Origin of the sequence: Rothia sp. CCM 9418, from assembly GCF_048512825.1 — a bacterium.
Lineage (GTDB): Bacteria > Actinomycetota > Actinomycetes > Actinomycetales > Micrococcaceae > Rothia.
In genome coordinates this window covers 107094-129349 of sequence record NZ_JBLXXX010000003.1, presented here as the reverse complement: position 1 = coordinate 129349, position 22256 = coordinate 107094, and the positions used below count along the sequence as shown (strand labels likewise).

21 protein-coding genes are annotated in these 22256 nt (G+C 47.4%); 9 read left to right on the top strand and 12 right to left on the bottom strand.

Going from position 1 to position 22256, the window contains the following annotated elements; all coding sequences use genetic code 11:
• Positions 1 to 81: 81 nt before the first annotated feature.
• From pgl to tkt, 5 genes are all read right to left on the bottom strand, one after another.
• Positions 82 to 855 carry a 6-phosphogluconolactonase gene (gene pgl, locus ACN083_RS05160; RefSeq protein WP_419101766.1) on the bottom strand — a complete coding sequence of 258 codons (774 nt, stop codon included), beginning with the start codon at positions 853 to 855 and terminating at the stop codon, positions 82 to 84.
• Positions 848 to 1831: a glucose-6-phosphate dehydrogenase assembly protein OpcA gene (locus tag ACN083_RS05155; RefSeq protein ID WP_419101765.1), complete on the bottom strand. Its 984-nt coding sequence runs from the start codon at positions 1829 to 1831 to the stop codon at positions 848 to 850. Before ACN083_RS05155 ends, pgl begins: the two co-directional genes overlap by 8 nt.
• Entirely contained in the window at positions 1828 to 3363 is a 1536-nt protein-coding gene (gene zwf / locus ACN083_RS05150) for a glucose-6-phosphate dehydrogenase (protein WP_419101764.1), read from the bottom strand. Before zwf ends, ACN083_RS05155 begins: the two co-directional genes overlap by 4 nt.
• Positions 3364 to 3479: 116 nt before the next feature.
• The gene (tal, locus tag ACN083_RS05145) at positions 3480 to 4583 is read right to left on the bottom strand and encodes a transaldolase (protein ID WP_419101763.1); all 1104 of its coding nucleotides are present in this window, start codon (positions 4581 to 4583) and stop codon (positions 3480 to 3482) included.
• Between the two features lie 35 nt (positions 4584 to 4618).
• Positions 4619 to 6736 (bottom strand): transketolase, encoded by a 2118-nt coding sequence (gene tkt, locus ACN083_RS05140; RefSeq protein WP_419101762.1) that lies wholly within the window; start codon positions 6734 to 6736, stop codon positions 4619 to 4621.
• A gap of 415 nt (positions 6737 to 7151) precedes the next feature.
• Here tkt and ACN083_RS05135 point away from each other — a divergent pair, with 415 nt between their 5' ends.
• Positions 7152 to 8129, top strand: coding sequence for a heme o synthase (locus ACN083_RS05135; RefSeq protein ID WP_419101761.1), 978 nt, complete (start codon positions 7152 to 7154; stop codon positions 8127 to 8129).
• A 70-nt stretch (positions 8130 to 8199) separates the two neighbouring features.
• Here ACN083_RS05135 and ACN083_RS05130 read toward each other — a convergent pair whose 3' ends face one another.
• Genes ACN083_RS05130 through ACN083_RS05120 form a run of 3 tightly spaced genes read right to left on the bottom strand, consistent with a single transcriptional unit; the run spans position 8200 to position 11126 of the window.
• Positions 8200 to 9297, bottom strand: a complete 1098-nt coding sequence (locus ACN083_RS05130; protein WP_419101760.1) for a COX15/CtaA family protein — start codon at positions 9295 to 9297, stop codon at positions 8200 to 8202.
• A gap of 39 nt (positions 9298 to 9336) precedes the next feature.
• Positions 9337 to 10104 carry an ABC transporter permease gene (locus tag ACN083_RS05125; RefSeq protein WP_419101759.1) on the bottom strand — a complete coding sequence of 256 codons (768 nt, stop codon included), beginning with the start codon at positions 10102 to 10104 and terminating at the stop codon, positions 9337 to 9339.
• A complete protein-coding gene (locus ACN083_RS05120) occupies positions 10101 to 11126 on the bottom strand; it encodes an ABC transporter ATP-binding protein (protein ID WP_419101758.1) in 1026 nt (341 codons plus the stop codon). Before ACN083_RS05120 ends, ACN083_RS05125 begins: the two co-directional genes overlap by 4 nt.
• Positions 11127 to 11513: 387 nt before the next feature.
• Here ACN083_RS05120 and ACN083_RS05115 point away from each other — a divergent pair, with 387 nt between their 5' ends.
• From ACN083_RS05115 to ACN083_RS05090, 6 genes are all read left to right on the top strand, one after another.
• The gene (locus tag ACN083_RS05115; protein WP_419101757.1) at positions 11514 to 12275 is read left to right on the top strand and encodes a helix-turn-helix transcriptional regulator; all 762 of its coding nucleotides are present in this window, start codon (positions 11514 to 11516) and stop codon (positions 12273 to 12275) included.
• Positions 12276 to 12327: 52 nt separating this feature from the next.
• Positions 12328 to 13785 (top strand): Fe-S cluster assembly protein SufB, encoded by a 1458-nt coding sequence (gene sufB / locus ACN083_RS05110; RefSeq protein ID WP_419101756.1) that lies wholly within the window; start codon positions 12328 to 12330, stop codon positions 13783 to 13785.
• Between the two features lie 2 nt (positions 13786 to 13787).
• On the top strand, positions 13788 to 15020 hold the full coding sequence (sufD, locus tag ACN083_RS05105) for a Fe-S cluster assembly protein SufD (RefSeq protein WP_419101755.1): 1233 nt from the start codon (positions 13788 to 13790) through the stop codon (positions 15018 to 15020).
• A 34-nt stretch (positions 15021 to 15054) separates the two neighbouring features.
• Positions 15055 to 15810, top strand: coding sequence for a Fe-S cluster assembly ATPase SufC (gene sufC / locus ACN083_RS05100; RefSeq protein WP_419101754.1), 756 nt, complete (start codon positions 15055 to 15057; stop codon positions 15808 to 15810).
• 21 nt (positions 15811 to 15831) lie between these two features.
• On the top strand, positions 15832 to 16164 hold the full coding sequence (locus ACN083_RS05095; protein ID WP_419101753.1) for a metal-sulfur cluster assembly factor: 333 nt from the start codon (positions 15832 to 15834) through the stop codon (positions 16162 to 16164).
• A 198-nt stretch (positions 16165 to 16362) separates the two neighbouring features.
• Entirely contained in the window at positions 16363 to 17961 is a 1599-nt protein-coding gene (locus ACN083_RS05090; RefSeq protein ID WP_419101752.1) for an ABC-F family ATP-binding cassette domain-containing protein, read from the top strand.
• A 7-nt stretch (positions 17962 to 17968) separates the two neighbouring features.
• Here ACN083_RS05090 and ACN083_RS05085 read toward each other — a convergent pair whose 3' ends face one another.
• The 4 genes from ACN083_RS05085 to ACN083_RS05070 all read right to left on the bottom strand — a co-directional run bounded on the left by ACN083_RS05085 (position 17969) and on the right by ACN083_RS05070 (position 20520).
• Positions 17969 to 18664, bottom strand: coding sequence for a metal-dependent hydrolase (locus tag ACN083_RS05085; RefSeq protein WP_419101751.1), 696 nt, complete (start codon positions 18662 to 18664; stop codon positions 17969 to 17971).
• A gap of 77 nt (positions 18665 to 18741) precedes the next feature.
• Complete coding sequence (locus ACN083_RS05080) at positions 18742 to 19710, bottom strand: SURF1 family protein (protein ID WP_419101750.1); 969 nt, start codon at positions 19708 to 19710, stop codon at positions 18742 to 18744.
• 102 nt (positions 19711 to 19812) lie between these two features.
• Positions 19813 to 20073 carry an acetone carboxylase gene (locus tag ACN083_RS05075; protein ID WP_419101749.1) on the bottom strand — a complete coding sequence of 87 codons (261 nt, stop codon included), beginning with the start codon at positions 20071 to 20073 and terminating at the stop codon, positions 19813 to 19815.
• A complete protein-coding gene (locus tag ACN083_RS05070) occupies positions 20074 to 20520 on the bottom strand; it encodes a DUF3099 domain-containing protein (RefSeq protein ID WP_419101748.1) in 447 nt (148 codons plus the stop codon).
• 244 nt (positions 20521 to 20764) lie between these two features.
• On the opposite strand from ACN083_RS05070, the gene ACN083_RS05065 reads away from it, so the two are divergent.
• Positions 20765 to 21481, top strand: a complete 717-nt coding sequence (locus ACN083_RS05065) for a beta-ketoacyl-ACP reductase (protein WP_419101747.1) — start codon at positions 20765 to 20767, stop codon at positions 21479 to 21481.
• 28 nt (positions 21482 to 21509) lie between these two features.
• On the top strand, positions 21510 to 22253 hold the full coding sequence (locus ACN083_RS05060) for an SDR family oxidoreductase (RefSeq protein WP_419101746.1): 744 nt from the start codon (positions 21510 to 21512) through the stop codon (positions 22251 to 22253).
• Positions 22254 to 22256: the final 3 nt, after the last annotated feature.

Sequence of the window (22256 nt, the reverse complement as noted above, 5' to 3'; positions counted from 1 at the left end):
GTTCTCACTAATAGCAGTGAGAACCCCAACTCTTTTTTACTTCTTTAAAATTCTATAGGACATCTTCGCAATACCGTACCACTATTTCTGGTGAGCAGAATCTGTGATGAGAATAGTCGTTCGTTCTAATGCCCTCGCCCCACGAGCAGGTGTCTGGCGAAGCATTTGAGCTGTAATTTTCTCATACGGTAAATCTCGCGTCTCTACGAGTCGAGAAGCCGCCTGAATCTTATCTTCGCCAGAGATTAAGAACCATATCCGACGAGCATAACAAATAACAGGTAGCGTCAACGAAACTCGAGTACTTGGAGGTTTAGGAGACTGATGGATAGCAACAGCAATATTTTCGGTATCGAACACTTCATCCCGCTCAGGGAACAACGAAGCAATATGCCCATCTGGGCCCATTCCCAAAAGTAGAACATCAAAAAGAGGAGTTCTCTGATGAGCTGAAGAATGTTCTGCTAACTCACGAACATATGCCTTTGCGGCTTCTTCTGGGCTATCAAAAACATCACTAGCACCCATACGATGAATATTGCCAGAAGGAACAGAAACCTGTGAAAAGAAGGCATCATATGCCTGCTTTTCGTTACGGTCGTCATGCCCCGTCGGAAGGAAACGTTCATCAGACCACCAAAAATGCACGTTCTCCCACGAAAAGTTCTCTAAAAACTGAATATAGTGGGGGAGAGTCTCTAACAATTTAGTGCCCATACTGCCACCGGTGAGACACACATCAGCACGGTTGCGTGCACGTAAAGACTCTTGTATTACCTCAAAAAAATGCTGAGCCGCATTTTGTGCAAGTTCTTCTGGCGTTGTATAAGAAATAATTTCCGGCTTTTTAAGCATCGAAAGGCTCCGTCCATTCTACGCCTTCAGGTTTATCTTCATCGCTGTTCAGCTCAACCAAAATATTACCTTGGTGGAGAGCCTCTTGTAAGACTTCACCATAGACTTCATCGGGGTCAAGACGTCGAAGTTCCTCCGCTAAACACTCAGCAAGGGTCCGCACTGGAAGAGCAATCTGCTGATGAGGAGTACCGGGAGAGGACACTGTAGCAATATTTGTTTCAGGACGATCTATCACAATCGAACCGTCTTCACGTTCTAAAACAACTCGATACAAACCACGTTCTAATTTAGTAGTTGCCAAATGGACCTGCGCATCGAGCCGATGACCAAGCCACGCACCAAGCAAAACAACAGAAGGCGATTGAGCAGAACCATAAACCACAACTCGTGTAACCTTTTGAGGTGGCACCTGATCTAGAATAGCCGCTAATTGTATTCTCCATAAGGTGAGTCTGCTCCATGCAAGATCAGTATCACCAGCAGAATAACTTTCAGAAAGTTTTTCCAACGTAATCATCGGATCTGCCTCACGGGCAGAGTCGGTGATACGGCGCTGAGCTATCCGACCGATAGAATGTCGTGCTGGATGATCAGGAACAGAATGTGGCCACCACACAACAATAGGAGAATCTGGTAGGAGCAACCCCGAGATGAGAGATTCTGTTGCGTGAGCAGCTTGCCCCCAACCTCTCAACACAATGAGGTCAGAAGCTCCAGCTTCTCCACCAACCTCAATCTTTGCATCTAACCGGTTCTTAGCGTCTGCGTCTTCACTAATATGCATGATGATACGACAAGGATGCTCATGAGATGCTCGCTGAGCAGCTTCTAACGCGGCAGAAGAATGCCCAGGATCAGCCAAAATGACGAGGGTAAGAACTCGACCCGATGTGGTATTACCAGTCTCTTCGCGAAGACGCGAGATTTCTTTTTCAATACGAGCAGTATCTGTCTGTTCAAGATGAGAAATCATGGGCGTCTCCAAACACGATGATCACGAGCTAATAGTAAGTGAGCAGATTCAGGCCCCCAAGAACCGGGAGCATAAGGCTCCGGCTTAACCTGGTGTTCTTGCCAATACTGTTCAAAAGGATCAAGAATTTTCCATGACAGCTCAACTTCTTCATGGCGGGGGAACAAAGGCGGTTCACCCAACAGAACGTCGAGGATAAGACGCTCATAGGCTTCAGGAGATTCTTCTGTGAAAGAATGGCTATACCCAAAGTCCATGTTCACGTCTCGAATCTCCATCTGAGTTCCAGGAACTTTAGAAGAGAACCTAATAGTGATACCTTCATCGGGTTGGACTCGAATCACGATAGCGTTCTGCCCAGCATCATCACTATTGTTAAATAGTAGATTAGGTGACTTTTTAAGTATTAACGCAATCTCCGTTACACGTCGCCCAAGACGCTTGCCTGTCCGTAGATAGAACGGCACGCCCGCCCAACGTCGAGTATTAATATTGAGCTTGATTGCAGCAAAAGTTTCTGTTCGAGAATCCGCCGGAATATCTTTTTCGTCAAAGAAACCATTTGCTTCTTCTCCACCTTGATAACCACCGGCATATTGCCCAATAGCAAAAGCCTCTGCAAGGTTCTCTGGAAGAGTCACCGCATCAAGAACTTTCTCTTTTTCTGCGCGTAGATGATGAGCGTTAAAACTAATGGGCTCTTCCATGGCTGTCAAAGCTAATAGCTGTAAAAGATGATTTTGAATGACGTCTCGAGCTGCGCCGACACCATCATAATAGCCTGCCCGCGAACCAATACCGATAGGCTCTGCCATCGTAATCTGTACATGGTCGATATAGTTAGCGTTCCAAAGTGGCTCAAACATCTGATTAGCAAAACGCATTGCCAAGATATTCTGTACTGTTTCTTTGCCAAGATAATGGTCGATACGGAATACCGAATCCTGAGGGAACACCGACTCAACAATAGAGTTAAGCTCTCGTGCAGACTCTAAATCGTGCCCAAAGGGCTTCTCAATAACAACACGACGCCACTCACGTGAGCCTTCTTGTTGCTGTGCTAACCCGTGCTTTGCAAGCATCTGAAGGACCTGCTCAAAAGCTTTGGGCGGTATTGACAGGTAGAATGCGTGGTTCCCTTGAGTTCCACGGCTCTCCTTCAGCTCGTCGAGAGTCTGTTTGAGCTGCTCAAACGCGTGGTCATCGTCAAAAGCACCTTGAACAAAGCGGATACCAGAAGAGAACTGGTTCCATACATCCTCCCTAAAAGGAGTTCTAGAATGTGCTTCGACTGATTCGCGCACTTGATGACGGAAATCATCATCTGACCACTCGCGACGCCCAAAACCGACAAGACCAAAATTAGGAGGAAGCAAACCACGATTGACTAAGTCATAAACCGCGGGCAGTAGCTTTTTACGAGCAAGATCGCCGGTAACTCCAAAAAAGACCAGAGAACTCGGGCCGGCAACGCGACTCAGTCTTTTATCGCGAGAGTCCCTCAACGGGTTAGTTTCGTGACCGTTAGGCACAGTACATATTCCTTAGAAAGATTGTTGTGTATTGGCGGCAACCTCTCCATCGTAGGGGAAGCTGCCGCCAAGAGCGAGTTCGCGCCAGTAGGGTGATGACGCCTAACGCTAGAAGATTATGCTGAAGCTAGTGCTTGACGAATAGTTTCGAGAAGCTCTTCCCACGAAATATCGAACTTCTTAAGTCCTTCGTCTTCCAAAAGCGTAACGACCTCTTGATACGAAATACCTAGAGACTCGATAGCGTTAAGGATTTTATCGGACTCATCGTAGGTAGAGGTAATGGTATCTCCCGTAACAACACCATGGTCATAAGTCGCTTCAAGAGTTTTTTCGGGGACAGTATTAACACATTGAGGTGCAACAAGACCCGTAACATACAAAGTATCAGGAAGCGCTGGATCCTTGGTTCCAGTGGAAGCCCATAGCGGACGCTGAATATTCGCACCAGCTGCGGCGAGACGTTCCCAACGCTGTGAAGAGAATGCTTCTTCAAAAACCTGATAGGCCAAACGAGCGTTTGCCAAACCAGCTTTACCTTTGAGAGCTTTAGCCTCGTCTGTGCCGATAGCCTCAAGGCGAGCATCAATCTCAGAATCTACACGAGAGATAAAGAACGAAGCTACAGAATGAATCTTTGACAGATCTTTACCATTTTCTAATGCTTGCTCTAAACCAAGCATATATGCATTGATTACTGCGCGATAACGGGATAACGAGAAAATAAGCGTCACGTTAACAGAAATGCCTTCAGCTAGAGTTTGAGCGATTGGCTCAAGACCTTCTTCTGTAGCTGGAATCTTAATCATCACGTTTTCGCGATCAACACGAGAAGCTAAGGCCTTTGCCATAGCTGCAGTTTCAGCTGACTGACGAGCTAGACGCGGGTCTACCTCGATAGAGACGCGACCGTCGCGTCCTTGAGATGATTCATAGACAGGAGCAAAAATATCGCAGGCTGCTCGGACATCATCTGTTGTAATAGTAAAAACAGCTTCTTCAACGTCTACGCCTTCTTCTGCAAGTTCTTTAACCTGCTCAGAATAAGACTCTCCGTGGGCAAGTGCGCCAGCGAAGATGGTGGGGTTGGTAGTTACACCTGCAACATTGCGAGAAGAGATAAGTTCTTCAAGGTTCCCAGAGGTGATGCGCTCACGGGAGAGGTCATCGAGCCAAATAGATACACCAGCATCGGTGAGTTTTTGGGTTGGGGTCGTCATCAGTACATCCTAACGGTGATAGAGAGTGTCAAAGTTTATCGGGTTGCTGCGGCAGCAATAGATTCTTGAGCTGCTTGTACAACAGCTTCTGGGGTAATACCGAATTCACGGTAGAGAACGTCTGCACCAGCTGAAGCTCCAAAATGTTCTAGAGAGACAGCGCGGCCGGCATCGCCAAGGATGTCGTACCAGCTCATCGCAGATCCTGCTTCAACCGTAACTCGAGCTTTAATTTCTGGAGGGATAACGCTATGGCGATATTCTTCAGGCTGTTGAGCAAACCATTCACGAGAAGGCATGGAGATAACGCGTGCAGCTACTCCCTGTTCCTTCAACAAAGAACGTGCGCTAAGTGCAATTTCTACTTCTGAACCAGTCGCAATAAGCAGAACATCAGCAGTGCCTTCTGTCTCGGCAAGAACATAACCGCCACGTGCAGTACCTTCCGCCGAAGCAAATTTTTCACCCTCAGCTTCAGGATGAAGGTCTTCTCGTGCGATATTCACAAGATTCTGTCGTGAAAGGACCAACCCCACCGGACGATCTTGAATTTCAAGAACTTTACGCCACGCAACTGACGTCTCATTACCGTCTGCAGGGCGCACAACATCCAATTGAGGAATTGCTCGCAAAGCTGAAAGGTGTTCTACCGGTTGGTGCGTTGGACCATCTTCTCCCAAACCAATGGAATCATGAGTCCACACAAAAATATTAGGTACGCCCATCAACGCCGCAAGACGAACTGCCGGACGTTGATAGTCAGAGAACACAAAGAACGTGCCATTGAACGGGCGAGTAGGCGAAGAGAGCGCTATGCCGTTACAGATAGCTGCTGCAGCATGTTCACGGATACCAAAGTGCAAGACTCGACCATATGGGCTGGCATTCCAACTATCAGTGCTACGAGAAACAGGATTGAAAGACGACGCGCCGTCAATAGTGGTGTTATTAGAACCAGCAAGATCCGATGAACCGCCCCAAAGCTCAGGGAACGTATCAGCAATAGCATTAATAACTTTTCCAGAAGCAGCACGTGTTGCAATGCTTGAGCCAGCTTCAAAGGTAGGGAAAGCCTGCTCATAGTTTTCTGGAAGCTCACCGGCATTTAGACGCGCATAAAGTTTAGCTTCTTCAGGGTGCTCCTGCTGCCACTTTTCAAAGAGAGTCTCCCACTGCCGTCGAGACTGTTCTGCACGTTGCTGAACACTGCGGGTATGCTCAAGAATCTCATCATCAATATAGAATGATTTTTCAGGGTCAAAACCAAGAATTTCCTTTGTTGCAGCAACCTCGTCAGCACCGAGCTTAGAACCGTGAATACCGCCGGTATTCTGCTTATTGGGTGCAGGCCAACCAATAATAGTGCGCAGCTCAATAATACTAGGCTTATCTGTAACTTCTTTAGCCCGTGCAATCGCAGCATACAGCGCTTCGAGGTCTTCAACATAGTTACCGCTACTTGTCCAATCAACACGTGCAGTATCCCAGCCGTAGGATTCGTAACGCTTGAGAACATCTTCAGTGAAAGCAACATCGGTGTCGTTTTCAATGGAAATGTGGTTACGATCAAAAATAACAATCAGATTTCCAAGCTCCTGATGCCCAGCAAGAGCAGATGCCTCAGCGGTCACACCCTCTTGAATATCTCCCTCAGAAGCAATCGTATAAATAGTGTGGTCAAAAGGTGACTGACCAGCAGGAGCTTCAGGGTCAAATAGCCCGCGCATCCGTCGTTGAGCATACGCGAAACCTACAGCTGAAGCTAAGCCCTGTCCCAATGGGCCTGTTGTAATCTCGATACCGCGAGTATGACCATACTCGGGGTGACCGGGAGTGAGCGCGCCCCAAGTGCGAAGCGCTTTAAGGTCTTCCATCTCAAGACCATAACCACTCAGGTACAGCTGAATATAAGCGGTAAGTGAGCTGTGACCGGGGGAGAGAATGAAACGGTCACGCCCTGCCCAACGATCATCACGAGGATCATGGCGCATCACCTTCTGATACAGCAAATATGCCACGGGAGCTAAGCTCATTGCAGTACCGGGGTGCCCCGAACCTACCTTCTCAACAGCATCCGCTGCTAAGATTCGGGCAGTATCAACAGCTCGTTGATCCTTCTCCGTCCAATTGAGTTTCTGATCAAGATGTGGCACGTTGTCTCCCTTTCATAGAGATAGTGATGAGATACAGCGGTTACAGGAACGACATTAGTACAAATAGTTCAGGATGTTTAGCTGCACAACTGCACATTAAGTTAGTTCTAAGGATAATTGAAAATACGGCAGGAAGAAGGACTTTCTAAGACTTCTCGTGATGTCGGTTCTGTTCCTTGATATATCGCGTGCTTTATTATGATTATTCTTCTAAAAGGTATAGCATTAGTTTGACAGTCCGCTCCTTTAACGTGCTCAAAATCGGTTGTATGTATCCCCAAAGTAGAGGCGACACCACCGAAAAGAGTTCAAGAGTGAGGACTTAATCTCACCCGAGAATATTTCACCATATGAAATAAACAACGGGAACACTAACTACACACATACAACGATTCTGGTAGGGAGCCCAACGTTAGTGAAGGGTCTAAATACACATCGCGTCACTGAAGCTCACGCAACAGCATCAGACACGCCCAAAGGATCGCACAAAGTGAGCCTTATGCGTAAGCTCATCGCCTATATTCACCTGACAAAGCCTCAGGTCATTGAACTTCTGCTAGTGACAACCGCTCCAACCATGATGTTTGCAGCGGGCGGTATGCCCCCATTCTGGCTCATCATCAACACCATGGTCGGTGGAGCTATGGCAGCTGGCGCCTCTGGCGCCTTCAACTGTTATATCGACCGAGATGCAGACCGTCTCATGAAAAGAACAGAACGTCGCCCACTCGTCACCGGAGAGGTCAGCGATAAAGAAGCACTCATCTTCGCATGGGCCTTAGCGATCATCTCTATCATCTACCTATGGGTATTAGTTAATCCTTTTGCCAGCATGCTAGGGCTCATCGCTATCCTCCTTTACGTTGTGTTCTACTCGCTTTACCTTAAACGTCGTACCACCCAAAACATCGTTTGGGGAGGACTGGCCGGATGTATGCCCGTATTTATTGCATGGGCTGCCGTCGAAAACACCATCAGCTGGGCAGCAGTAGTCCTTTTCACCGTCATCTTCCTCTGGACACCCCCACACTACTGGCCACTATCTATGAAATACGCCGAAGACTACCAACGAGCAGGAATCCCCATGCTCGGAGCTATCGCACCGGCTAAAAGTGTCTCTGTGCAAGTCGTCCTATATTCTTGGGCCATGGTTATCTGCTCCTTGCTCCTAGTGCCACTGGGTGGGGCAGGATGGGTTTATACTCTCACGGCTATTGCCAGTGGTGCATGGTTCCTCTACCACTGCCACCGTCTGCACGCTTTAGCTATTGCTGGAAAAGCAACAAGCAGAACCGCAATGACCGTATTTCACGGCTCCATCACCTATCTCACCGTACTCTTTATCGCGGTGGCGATTGACCCATTCGTCGGACAGGCACTGATTACCTTATAAAACACCACATAACAAAGGAGGGGTGCCCCAGAACATCTGGGGAACCCCTCCTTTATGCATCCATCTATCTTTACACAATACGGCGCTGTTGAGCTAATCTTCGTGACGGCTGAGAAGCCATAACAAGCTGACGTTCTGCAGCAGTAATAGCTGCCCACGTAAATAAGGCAGAGCCTAATAGGTGCATCTCTACCAGCCATACAGGAAGACCATTAAAGAACTGTATGTACCCAACAACCCCCTGATAGACGACAACAGCTAGAACCCAATACCAGCTACGGCGTAGAGCCTGAGACCACTGATATTTTCGTGCCAAATAGAGGGAACTAAGAATAACCATAAGATAGGCCCACACTGAGAAAGAATGCATACGAGTTACAACCCACGGATTAAACGCATGTCGGTGTGCGCTAGGATCACCGGCATGAGGTCCGGTGCCAGTTGTTACCGTGCCCATAAAAATAAGGAAACATACCAGCACCAAACTAGTCCAACCCAAATACTTGAGAAAAACTGCACCCTGAGGAAGGGAACTATCGAGAACTCCCTCACTTTCAATAACGCCTGAAGCAAAATATCGACGTACACGGTTGAGATAACATGCACCCAAAGCAATCATGATGGCAGAAAGCATGTAATGCGCTGTAACCATCCATGGATTGAGTTTAAGCAGAACAGACAAGCCTCCCACAACAGCTTGAATAGGGATTCCCCAAAGCAACAAGAGAGAAAGATTAAAAAGGTCCGAATATTGGTGTCGTGAGTGAGATAAACCCGTAAAAAGTTTCTTCCACCATTGAGACAGCGAGGATGCTTCAGGCATGGCAATTCGAAGAATTGAGAGAAACGTCAATCCCGTAACAATAATTAAGACAAAGGTCAGCATTCGATTGCCAAACTCTACAAGACCATGAATACCCATCTCTGGTGTCGTTGTCCACGAACCAGAAGACGTACATTTAGGCCAGGTATCACACCCCAACCCCGAACCGGTCAGTCGCACGACACCACCGGAGACAATTAAAACGATATTAGCGATAACCACAGCATAGGCCATCCTCAGAACATAAAGATTTGGTGTACGCGGCAGGCACACAGAAGCAACACGTTCTTTTAGCTCGCGAATATGTTTTTGTAGCTCATGAATAGGTTCTGTTAACGAAGACAAATAAACCACCTTCAAAGGGGATTGCAGGGTGTGATGTATTTATGCGGACCAGCGGAAAAACTTTGTAGCTAAACCGATACAAAGTGCCGTCCACATAAGAAGTACAAGATGAGGAATCAGAGCAAACTCATGAGCTAAAAATTCGGCTCGTAGAGCATTACCTAGAGCGCCGGAAGGGAGAATATCCACCAACCTTCCCAAAACACTCGGTAAATGATGTGTAGGTAATAAAGTGCCACCGACCGCTGCAAGAACAGCCCACGCCATATTAACGATGGCCAACGTTGCTTCAGCACGCACCGTCCCCGCAATGAGCAACCCCAAAGACGTAAAAGACGCTGCACCTAATAATAATGTGGGAAGAGAAGCCACTACGGCACCCCACTGAGGAGACCAACCAAGCGTCAACGCCACCAACACAACAAGAATGTACTGAAGGCATAACACTCCTAAAACAGCACATACTTTCCCAACAATAAGACCAGTTTTACCGAGAGGAGTCGTCGACAAAAAACGCAAAACACCATAACGGCGGTCAAAACCTGTAGCGATACCCTGTCCCGATAACGCAGTAGAAATAACACACAACGCAAGAACGCCTGGAACCGCAATGTCAATGCGAGTGCTTTGTAGTTTTTGAGCAAAAGAATCTAAGAAACTTGTCCAGCTCATCACATAAAGAGCCATCATCGGAAACGCAATGTTGAGCATCAGCTGTTCACCATTTTTCAACATGGCAACAAGCTCATATCGCCCCTGTGCACGTAAGCGTGTACTCAAAGAAGCTGAACGCGGTGTCGAAATCATGATGAGGACGTTTCCTTTCCTGCGATATCAAGAAAGACATCTTCGAGGGTTCGTGAAGAAAGTTCCATACGTTGTGGAAGAATGTTACGGGCCGCTAAAGTAGCCGTCAACTCAGCTAAAACGGGGGGAGTAATCTCACCGGTTAGAGTATAAGAACCAGGATGCGCGGTACTTAACGTTAAACCTTTCGATAAGGTCGGTAGGAGTTGCATCATGCTCAACGATTCATCAGAGAGCGAAAAGTGAAGCGTTTTAACATCTGTTGCTGACTGCTCAACAAGTTCAGGAACAGTTCCTTCTAATACGTTCCGTCCGGCACCAATAATATAAACATAATCGGCGAGCCTCTGAGCATCATCCAGCAGATGAGTTGTCAAAACAATAGCAGTACCCCGCTTTTTCTGCTCGGTAATTAAATCAAAAACTACCTGACGAGAATGTGGATCAAGACCTGCCGAAGGCTCATCGAGAAAGAGAATCTCAGGTTTCCCAATAAGAGCTGCTGCAAAAGCAACCCGTTGGCGCTCGCCGCCTGAAAGCCGTCTAATGCTGGTGCCGTTAAAAGTGTCAATGCCTAGCCTCTGAATGAGTTCATCAAGAGGATACGTCTGCTGATACATTGTCGCGATGTGTTCAAGCAACGGAATAGGGCGCAAAGATTGAGGTAATCCGCCATCTTGTAACATGATGCCAACTCGCGCCCGAAGCTCTGTAGAAGCACCCCACGGGTTATGTCCTAGAAGATGAATTTCTCCGCTTTCGGGTTTTTGAAGCCCCTGCGCACATTCTAAGGTAGTAGTTTTTCCTGCGCCATTAGCACCAAGTAAAACGGTTACTTCTCCGGCAAGAGCTTCAAGGCAGATTCCATCTACTGCTCGAACTGTCCCTCGATGCGTTAGATGATGAGGGTGTTTTTTGCGGTAACTCTTTGAGGGCTTATATTCTTTGACTAACCGAGAAATTCTCAGTGAGGAGGGTTTCTCCCTACTGTCCCGTGAACTCTTGTCTCTATCTTGTGGCACCGTATCATTCTACGTGCTCACACTAGAGTTTTTAGGTAATCGATAACCGAAAACTCCTTAATGATGCCTGTAAAAACCTTGGAAATACCTGTCTATTTCCCTTTCATAAGTTTGCGACACTACTCTAAAAAATATTTTTCTTGTTGTGCACGGTAGTAAAAATTATTCTCAAAAAAGATTTTTAAAACAGCGTATAATTTACAAATTAGCTAGTCAAAGCACATTTTATTGTCTTTATTGACCCTTGTAAAAAGGTGGTAGCCTCATTGTTTGAGGGTGTCAACCAGCGTCAAAAGTTCCCATCTGCACCTAAGTGTGACACTCCTCTAATCTGAAGATAGGTAAACCTTACTAGAGAACTACTCATAATTAGGACATACTTTAGTTGTGTATTCAGCGAATCAAACTTCCAAAAAGAAGGTACCTGGTACGCGCAATGCAGAGACAGAAGAAAAAACTCGAGACAGAGTTTTGCGTGGCGTACTTAATCACGGTCCAGTTTCTGCTGCTAGTCTCGGCGAGGAACTCAATCTCACTCCTGCAGCGGTGCGTCGTCACCTCGACGCACTCGAAGCAGAAGAACTCATTGTCGTAGCGCCTCTCAAACAATACGGAGCCGGCGCAGGACGCCCTGCCAGACGATACGTTATTGCACCCCAAGGGCACACCCAGCTTGGCAACGACTATCTCGACATCGCTCGAGAAGCACTCAAAATGTTGCAACAACAAGTTGGAGAAGACGCACTACGCGCATTCGCCTCAGCAAGAGCTTCAGAGATGGAACAAAAATACCGTCCCATCGTTGAAGCGGCAGGGGAGAACATCGCAAACCGTGCACAAGCCCTTGCCGAAGCAATGACCCGCGACGGCTTCGTCGCAACCGCACAGGTGATGGAACTCCCACGCGGCAGGACACTGCCTCGCCACCTACTGGCAAGTATTCAACTCTGCCAAGGGCACTGCCCAGTGCGAGACCTCGCAGAAGACTTCCAAATCTTCTGCGACCAAGAAACCAAAATTATTGCTGACTTACTGGGAGTAGACGTCCGCCGTCTATCCACCATGGCAGCAGGAGCACACGTGTGCACCACACACGTACCTCTAGCACGTGACATGAGTGAAAACAGCGAAATACAGGCAAAGAAATAAACATTCTTTCGACCATCACACAACTGATAGATTTCCTACAAGAAAGGCCATGATGACTGAACAAGTTGAACGTAACGTCAACAACACCGTCATTTCAGAGATTCTCGAGGCCAACCCTGAACTCGAAGGTATCGGTACCTACGAGTACGGTTGGAAAGATTCCGACGTAGCTGGTGCAACTGCTAAACGTGGCCTCGACGAAGATGTTGTACGCGACATCTCTGCAAAGAAGAACGAACCCGAATGGATGCTCAAAATGCGTCTTAAGGCACTCAAATTCTTCGAACGTAAACCCATGCCCACATGGGGTGCAGACCTATCAGAAATTGACTTCGACAACATCAAATACTTCGTGCGTTCTACCGAACGTCAAGCAGAAAGCTGGGAAGACCTTCCCGAAGATATTCGCAACACCTACGAAAAGCTCGGTATCCCCGAAGCAGAACGTGAACGCCTCGTTGCAGGTGTCGCAGCCCAGTACGAATCTGAGGTGGTCTACCACCAAATTCGTGAAGACCTCGAAAAACAAGGGGTCATCTTCGTCGACACCGACACTGCATTACGCGAACACGAAGACATCTTCCGCGAATACTTTGGCACCGTTATCCCCACCGGCGACAACAAATTTGCTGCACTGAACACCGCAGTATGGTCTGGCGGGTCTTTCGTCTATGTTCCTCCTGGAGTCCACGTCGAAATCCCTCTCCAGGCATACTTCAGAATCAATACTGAAAATATGGGACAGTTCGAACGTACCCTCATCATTGCTGATGAAGGATCTTACGTTCACTACATTGAAGGCTGCACCGCACCTATCTACAAGTCTGATTCCTTGCACTCAGCTGTTGTAGAAATCGTGGTTAAAAAGAACGCACGTGTACGCTACACAACCATTCAAAACTGGTCCAATAACGTATACAACCTCGTTACCAAACGCACCATCTGCCATGAAGGTGCCACCATGGAATGGGTCGACGGTAACATTGGCTCTAAAGTCACCCAAAAATACCCCGCCGTATACATGGTTGGTGAACACGCTAAAGGCGAGACACTGTCCATCGCATTTGCTGGTGAAGGACAACATCAAGATACTGGATCCAAGATGGTGCACATCGCCCCAAACACCTCTTCCTCTATTATCTCTAAATCCATCGCACGTAATGGCGGACGCTCCGCATACCGTGGCTTAGTGCAGGTTCGTGAAGGCGCATCACACTCCAAATCAAACGTTGTCTGTGACGCGCTGCTTGTCGACACAATCTCTCGTTCGGACACCTACCCCTACGTGGATGTACGAGAAGATGACGTCACCATGGGACACGAAGCAACCGTTTCTCGTGTTTCCGAAGAACAATTGTTCTACCTCATGCAGCGAGGACTAAGCGAAGAAGAAGCAATGGCCATGATTGTTCGCGGATTCGTAGAACCTATTGCTCGTGAGCTTCCTATGGAATACGCTCTTGAACTCAATCGCCTTATTGAACTTCAAATGGAAGGATCTGTGGGCTAACGATGACAGCTAAAGAAACCATCACCCATAACTCTCCTGCAATCCCCGGAATGGACGATGAAGGAGAAAAACTAGCGACTGAACACGCACATGACGACACCCTACGTGTTGAAACTCAAAGCGTGGACTCTTCACGTGCAGGTCGTAAAACCTCATATCGAGTAGAAGACTTCCCTGCGCTCACAGGACGTGAAGAAGACTGGCGTTTTACCCCTCTCAAACGTCTCAAAGGTTTACACACCGACGCACTGACTGGAACACCGGTATCAACATCTATCGACGCTCCAGACGCCGTACTGGTTGAGACTGTCTCACGAGAAGATTCTCGTATCGGTTCTGCCGGTATCCCCGAAGATCGTGTTGCAGCGAACGCATGGTCACACTTTGCAGAAGCAACTGTGCTCACTATTCCTCAAGAAACTGAGCTAGACCAGCGCATCAACGTAGAAATTCACGGCGAACACAGCGAACCTACTGCACAACATCTACTTATCGAGACGAAGCCTTTCTCTCGGGCTGTTGTTGTACTACGTCATACCGGTTCTGCAGTGTTGAGCCAGAACGTTGAGTTCGTCGTCGGCGATTCCTCCACCTTGACCGTTATCTCCCTTCAAGAATGGGATGACGACGCAGTTCACGCATCAGCACAATACGCTTCCCTCGGACGTGACAGCCGATTCAAACACGTGAGCATTTCACTCGGTGGAGACCTCGTTCGTGTCACCCCCTCAACGAAATTCAGTGCGCCCGGTGCCGAAACTGAGATGTACGGACTGTACTTTGTCGATGCCGGTCAGCACCTTGAATCACGACTCTTTGTCGATCACAGTGTTCCTCGCTGTAAATCCCGTGTGACCTATAAGGGTGCGCTTCAGGGACGTAACGCCCACTCCGTATGGGTTGGCGACGTCTTAATCGGTAAAGAAGCTGAAGGAACCGACACCTACGAGCTCAACCGTAACCTTCTTCTTGAAGACGGACCTCGTGCAGACTCTGTGCCAAACCTAGAAATTGAGACTGGTCTTATCGAAGGTGCCGGACACGCATCAACTACAGGTCAGCTCGATGAGCAGCACCTCTGGTACCTACAAGCTCGCGGTATCCCCGCAGACGAAGCTCGTCGCCTTGTCGTGCGTGGATTCTTGAACGAAATCATTCAGCAAGTACGTATCCCTGAGTTGGAAGAACAACTCATGCAAGCTCTTGAAGCAGAACTTGCAATCAGCAATAACTAACGGTTACGACGGTACAAAAGTTTTTAGGAGAACAATGTCTACTCTCGAAATTAAGGAACTCTACGTTTCTGTCATCCTTGACGATGAAAACTCTAAGCAGATTCTCAAAGGCGTTAACCTCACCATTAACTCCGGTGAAATCCACGCTATTATGGGCCCCAATGGTTCTGGCAAATCTACTTTGGCAGCAACTATCGCCGGACACCCTAAATACCGTGTAGATTCCGGTGAGATTCTCCTCGACGGTGAAGACGTCACAGAAATGTCTGTTGACGAGCGTGCTCGCGCAGGTCTTTTCCTTGCTATGCAGTACCCCGTCGAAATTCCCGGTGTAACAATGTCCAACTTCTTGCGTTCTGCAAAGACCGCTATTGACGGACAAGCACCAGCTCTACGCACCTGGACAAAAGACGTCAAAGAAGCGATGAGCAAGCTCAAAATTGATGCAGACTTCATTTCTCGTAACGTCAATGAAGGCTTCTCTGGCGGCGAGAAGAAACGCCACGAGATTCTTCAGCTTGAACTGCTCAAACCAAAATTTGCTGTTCTTGACGAAACCGACTCAGGTCTTGACGTTGACGCATTGAAGATTGTTTCTGAAGGTGTCAACCGTGCACACCAAGATAACGATATGGGTGTTATGCTCATTACTCACTACACTCGTATCCTTCGTTACATCAAGCCTGAATTCGTTCACGTTTTTGTTGACGGACACATGGTAGATCAAGGCGGACCCGAACTTGCAGACCGTCTAGAAGAAGAAGGCTACGTTTCCTACCTCGGTAAGTAACGAACGAAAGGGACCTACCCCATGGACGAGACAACCGCAGCTGGTCGTCCCTCACAAGAGGAACTTGAAGAAGTCCTCAAAAACGTGATTGACCCAGAACTTGGAGTCAACATCGTCGACCTCGGCCTACTCTACGGTATGCGTTGGAATGACGAAGGCATCCTTGTTCTTGATATGACACTCACAACAGCCGCATGCCCGCTACAAGACGTCATCGAAGAACAGGTTAAACAAAACCTGGAGCTTATCCTTGACGCTTGGCATGTGAACTGGGTATGGATGCCACCGTGGGGCCCTGAACGTATTACCGAAGACGGACGCGATATGATGCGCGCTTTAGGGTTTAATATCTAATGACTTCATGTATAGATTAGAAACCCATATGTGATTGCCTTGGTGCAAGAATGAAAAGTTATTCTTGCACCAAGGCAATCTGTTCTTTAACAGGGTGTTCTACAGCTCTATTATCAAAGAACGCGTAGAAGACGAGGTGTTCTTGATAAGTCGTACTAGACTAAATAAATACGTTTACTTTAGGTGAAAGGTTTTTCCTTGATTACTGTTTCTGACCTCGAGCTAAGAGCCGGAGCTCGTCTGCTCATGGAAGATGTAAACTTCCGTATTGATAAGGGCGATAAAATCGGCTTAGTGGGACGTAACGGCGCTGGAAAAACCACCATGACCAAAGTTCTTGCAGGGGCAACATTGCCAGCCGGCGGCGAGATAAAACGCCAAGGAAAAATCGGGTACCTTCCTCAAGATCCAGCAATTGAGGACATGTCTCAACTGGCAAAAGATCGTATTTTCTCTGCTCGCGGTTTAGACGGAATATCACGTAAAATGCGTCAAGCCCAAGAAGAAATGGCCAGCGAAGACCCTGCCATCTGTGCTCGCGGAATGCGCCGGTATGACCGACTTGAAGCAGAATTCATCGCCGGTGGAGGATACGCTGCCGAATCAGAAGCTGCATCAATTACCAATAACCTTGATTTACCTGAACGTATTCTCAACCAGCCACTGTCGACACTTTCTGGCGGTCAACGTCGACGTGTCGAATTAGCACGCATCCTATTCTCTGACGCAGATACAATGCTTCTTGACGAGCCAACCAACCACCTTGACGCTGACTCTGTGATGTGGCTTCGAGAATTTCTTAAAAACTTCCAAGGCGGGCTGCTCATTATCAGCCACGATGTGGAGCTGATGGAATTAGTCGTCAACAAGGTGCTATACCTTGACGCGAACCGCTGCCTAGTTGACGTCTACAACATGAGCTGGAAAAACTACCTAACACAGCGTGAACAAGACGAAGCGCGACGTAAACGTGAACGAGCTAACGCACAGAAAAAAGCTTCAACCTTGATGGAACAAGCCCAGAAAATGCGCGCCAAAGCAACTAAAGCAGTGGCTGCTCAGCAAATGATGAAACGTGCCGAACGTCTAATGCGTAGCGTAGAAGAAGAACGGGCTGTTGATAGGGTTGCCGCCATCCGTTTCCCTTCACCTGCACGATGCGGTAAAACCCCCATTACGGCAGAAAGTCTCTCAAAATCATATGGTTCTTTAGAGATTTTTACGGACGTAGATCTAGCTATTGACCGTGGCTCTCGCGTGGTGATTCTCGGACTCAACGGTGCCGGAAAAACTACCTTACTTCGTATGCTCGCTAAAGTCACTACCGCTGATACCGGTGAAGTGCATTATGGTCACGGCGCCAAAATCGGGTATTTTGCTCAGGAACATGAAATTCTTGACCCAGAACGGTCCGTAGTTGAAAACATGCGTTCTGCCGCACCAGATCTCGACGATACTAAGGTTCGCACTATCCTAGGATCCTTCTTATTCTCTGGAGACGATGTCGACAAACCCGCAGGCGTACTCTCTGGTGGCGAAAAGACTCGACTATCTTTGGCTACCTTGGTTGCTTCCTCAGCAAATGTTTTACTACTTGATGAGCCGACAAACAACCTCGACCCCGCATCTCGTGCAGAGATTCTTAAAGCTCTAAAAACATATGAGGGTGCAATTGTCATGGTCTCACACGATGAAGGTGCGGTAAAAGCTCTCAAACCAGAACGTGTACTGCTTTTACCAGACGGTGTCGAGGACCTCTGGAGCAAAGCGTATGAAGACCTCATTAGTCTGGCATAAGCATCGACTAAAACTTGATAAAACCGGTTAAAGATATGAGCGCCCATACCACATAGAACATCAGAGCCACGGCGAGAAATTGCTCTCGTCGTGACCCTGACACCCCAAGAATAGGTAACGCCATATTGCCAGATTTTTTCCAGAAAATGGATGAAATAGGAGCTTTGACAGTTAACGGCCATAATAGGTTAACTCCACGTCGAGTCAGCGCGTCTCCCAGAATATGAACGCTTGAACCCACACCAATGACTAGAGGGAAAAACTCTATAGGCTGTGAAGAATAATAGGCGAAAGAAGCAACAGCAACAGCACCTATCCAACCACCTGGTGCACCAAAAGTTCGTAATGCTAGACCACCGGCATACGCAACCAGAATAATAGATACCCAAGGAACTCCCCACCACAGGTAGTGAGGAGAACTCAGTGCAAGAGCCCAAAAGATTCCCACACCGATTAACGAATGAGTGCCTTGACGATGACCACCACTTATACGTTGTATAACTGCACATGTCCAACGAGATATAGGCGGTATGGAATGTGCAATAGTACCGTTTTTATGGTCAATATCTGGGAGCATTCCTGCCCCTGCACACGCTAATGTCGTCACGAGTATGGTTGGACGATCACTGATAGGAACAACGCCATGATGGACTAACGCTAACCACACGGCTGCAGCGCTTAGAGAATGTGTATAACCCATCATAATTATCTCGCTCTCATCAACAGCAAAGATAAAAGATTAACATATTCTCTAGTCAGAACGCTATTATGGGGTAGAAATTATGGGTTATCATACATTTCTAATAAAGCATCCTCTTCTTCCTCATCACTGGGGCGAGCACGCTTTTTCTGAATTCTTGGGCGAACAATAGATTTCATATGGGCCGGCATATCATCTGCCATTTCCATTTTACGAAGAACAACTTCTTCATCTTCTTCGCCAATATAATTTCCATGTTCATCGTAAAACTGGCGATAATATTGCTCTAACTCCGCAGCAACTTGGCGATCAATTTCGTCATTGCGTACTTTTTGACGAGCTAACCAAATAAAGGCAATATAACTCATCGCCGCAAAAACATACCATTGCACCGAATATGAAAGATTCGGTCCAACATCTAATTCTGGTTCTTTAAGTTTCTCCGGAGCAACGGGGGGAGCAGGGGATTCCGATACGAGGATTCCATAAGCGCCTTGAGCAATATCTAGCCCAGTACGTTCGGCTGCCTCCGCTAAATTAATAGACGGAATCTGCCCCGATGGAGAATCTTTACCAGTTGATAACTCACCACGATGAACTCTAACAACGACGGAAAGGTGACCTGCTGGAGCCGGAGGAACCTCAATATTTTCAGCTGCAGTATCAAAAAGTTCTGCAGGAATCCAACCACGATCCACCAGCACGACCGTCGAACTATCAGATACTCGAAAAGGAACTAACACCTCAAAACCGTTGAGACCTTCAAAAGGTCGGTTGCGCACAAGAAGCGTCTGGTCTGGAACATACTCTCCACGAAGACTTACCGGATGCCACTGTTCAGATATCTGAAAATCATCAAAGATATGAGGTACTTCCTCAAAAGGATACGCAACAGCATGATAGTTATCTGTAATCAGAGAATTTTTATAATCTAAAGCTTCTTTACGGCTCATCTGCCATTGCGCAAGATAAAGGCACAACAACGAAAATAAGATACAAAAAATGAAACCAGCAATCCACTTACCAGAGAATAAAAACCTGTACACCATTGCCTCATGCTTTCAAGACCTAAAAGAAGGATTATGCTTGCTTCACCACTACGTAAGGGAACCTCACACTAGTCTACCTTGAAGCACAACTCTCGCAGTACGCTACAGCTCATCCTCTGCAGAAAAAGGCAGAACCTCTTTTAAAAAGGAACGCGAACTTAGAAAATCTTCTAAGAACTGGCGGTGCTCAGAACACGCCAACCACACTTTTCGCCGTTCAGAAGTATGAACTTTAGGATTATTCCACAGTAATTTCCACTGGGCTATTTCTTGGCAACCACGACGAGAACAATACGATAAAGGAGCCTCTACCGGACCCTCCGGAAGCTGTCCCGTATCCGATAACGCACCTAAAATATCCACTTAAACATCACGCCCTAGAGAATCCGAAGGAGGAATAACCTCACCATCAATAACCCACACCTCAGCTGAGTCATTCTCATCAGAGGTACGGTTCCTCGAATCCTGACCCATATCAGTACAAAGAGCTAAAGGCTCCTGACTAGGAACATGATAGGGCGAAAAATCACCACCAGCGCCACGATGATGCCCATTAGCAACTACTACAGCAAACCACGGCAAAAGAGCAGCACCTATAAAGAATACGACAGACACCCACCCGTGAGTAAGTACCGCACCAATAATGCATACCACGCGCAAAGCCATCTTAATGGAGTATAAACGCCACCGATAATCGACACTTTCTGAATGAGGACTAGGAGCGTGAGTAATGGAATACACCTCAGGCTCAGATGAACCGACATACCCTAATTGTTCGATATCTTCTGCTGTCCAATATTTCTTTGACACGGAACCTCCTTCCCTCAACCTCAGAGAGCATCATGCACACACCAGTCTAGAACTTTAACCGAAGAACACAACAATTTTTATGACACTTAAACTAGCAAGTGCAACTAAGAATAGAATTCTGCACAAAACCCCACAATATCTTCAAAAAAGCTTTTAGCCGCAAAAACAACTCCAGTAACCAAAGCCCAAAAAGCGTAGTATTACCCACAAGACACTACGACCAAACCACCAGAAAAGAAAAATAATGACCGAACAAACACCCAAAACTATCCTCGTCACCGGTGGAAACCGAGGTATCGGATACGCTATTGCACAAGCGTTCAAAGCTCAAGGCCACAACGTCTGTATTACCTACCGCAGTGGAGAAGCGCCACAAGAATTCTTCAGCGTCAAAGCTGACGTAAAAGACACCAAATCCCTCAACGACGCCTACGAACTCATCGAAAAAACCTACGGGCCAGTAGAAATACTCATTGCTAACGCCGGTATCACACGCGACACTCTCCTCATGCGCATGACCGAAGAAGATTTTACCGACGTTATCGACACTAACCTCACCGGAGCTTTCCGCGTAGCACAACGAGCCGTCAAAGGAATGCTTAAACTTAAACGAGGACGTATTATCTTCATTTCCTCCGTCGTAGGACTCTACGGAAGTGCCGGACAAACAAACTACGCAGCCTCAAAATCTGCCCTTATCGGAATGGCACGCTCCATCACCCGAGAACTCGGCGCTCGCAACATCACTGCTAACGTCATCGCCCCAGGCTTTGTTAACACTGAAATGACTGCCGCTCTACCCGAAAAAGTTCAACAACAATATCGAGACGCTATCCCTGCCAAAAAATTTGCTGAACCAGAAGATATCGCACACGTGGCAACATGGCTTGCCAGCGAACAAGCCCACTACATCAGCGGTGCAGTAATCCCCGTAGACGGCGGATTAGGCATGGGACACTAACAACGCTTTATCGAAAGGTACTAAGACGATGACAGAACTACACCAAAAACACATTATTATTACCGGATCTTCGAGAGGAGTCGGAGCAGATACCGCAGAAATCCTTGCCAATCAAGGAGCAAGAGTCGTTGTTAACTATCGTTCTAAAGCTCCAAGGGCACAAAAAGTTGTGCGCACAATTCACGAAGCAGGTGGCGAAGCCACCGCCATTGGTGCAGACATCACGGTAGAAGCTGAAGCGCAGAAACTGATTCATGATGCAGTCGCAGCATACGGCCCTATTGACTACCTCATTCTTAACGCCTCAGGCGGCATGGAAAGTGGAATGCCAGAGGACTACGCTATGGTTCTTAACCGTGACTCGCAACTACGTCTAGCCCGTTTAGCCACAGAACATATGAACCAAGGATCACGTATCGTCTTTGTGACTAGCCACCAAGCACATTTTATTCGTGACGTTCCTACGATGGCAGAGTACCAGCCTGTAGCTGAATCTAAACGTGCAGGAGAAGATGCTCTTCTTGCAGAGGTGCCAGCACTGCAGAAACAAGGAATCTCTTTAGTTGTTGTCTCTGCTGACATGATTGAAGGAACTGTTACTGCGACGCTATTAAACCGTCTGCATCCGGGGGCGCTAGAACAACGCCGCGAAGAGGCAGGAAAACTCTATACCGTTCATGAGTTTGCTCAGGAAATTGCGCGGATGGTGACAGAAGATGTCCCCAGTGGGCATATTGAATTAGTCGGTGGCGCACAAGGTTTTATCAAATAGAGT

Excerpts from the sequence above, each read along its gene's own strand:
- pgl (WP_419101766.1), bottom strand. The coding sequence starts at position 855 with ATGCTTAAAAAGCCGGAAATTATTTCTTATACAACGCCAGAAGAACTT.
- ACN083_RS05155 (WP_419101765.1), bottom strand. The coding sequence starts at position 1,831 with ATGATTTCTCATCTTGAACAGACAGATACTGCTCGTATTGAAAAAGAA.
- tal (WP_419101763.1), bottom strand. The coding sequence starts at position 4,583 with ATGACGACCCCAACCCAAAAACTCACCGATGCTGGTGTATCTATTTGG.
- ACN083_RS05125 (WP_419101759.1), bottom strand. The coding sequence starts at position 10,104 with ATGATTTCGACACCGCGTTCAGCTTCTTTGAGTACACGCTTACGTGCA.
- sufB (WP_419101756.1), top strand. The coding sequence starts at position 12,328 with ATGACTGAACAAGTTGAACGTAACGTCAACAACACCGTCATTTCAGAG.
- sufD (WP_419101755.1), top strand. The coding sequence starts at position 13,788 with ATGACAGCTAAAGAAACCATCACCCATAACTCTCCTGCAATCCCCGGA.
- sufC (WP_419101754.1), top strand. The coding sequence starts at position 15,055 with ATGTCTACTCTCGAAATTAAGGAACTCTACGTTTCTGTCATCCTTGAC.
- ACN083_RS05095 (WP_419101753.1), top strand. The coding sequence starts at position 15,832 with ATGGACGAGACAACCGCAGCTGGTCGTCCCTCACAAGAGGAACTTGAA.
- ACN083_RS05085 (WP_419101751.1), bottom strand. The coding sequence starts at position 18,664 with ATGATGGGTTATACACATTCTCTAAGCGCTGCAGCCGTGTGGTTAGCG.
- ACN083_RS05080 (WP_419101750.1), bottom strand. The coding sequence starts at position 19,710 with ATGGTGTACAGGTTTTTATTCTCTGGTAAGTGGATTGCTGGTTTCATT.
- ACN083_RS05065 (WP_419101747.1), top strand. The coding sequence starts at position 20,765 with ATGACCGAACAAACACCCAAAACTATCCTCGTCACCGGTGGAAACCGA.
- ACN083_RS05060 (WP_419101746.1), top strand. The coding sequence starts at position 21,510 with ATGACAGAACTACACCAAAAACACATTATTATTACCGGATCTTCGAGA.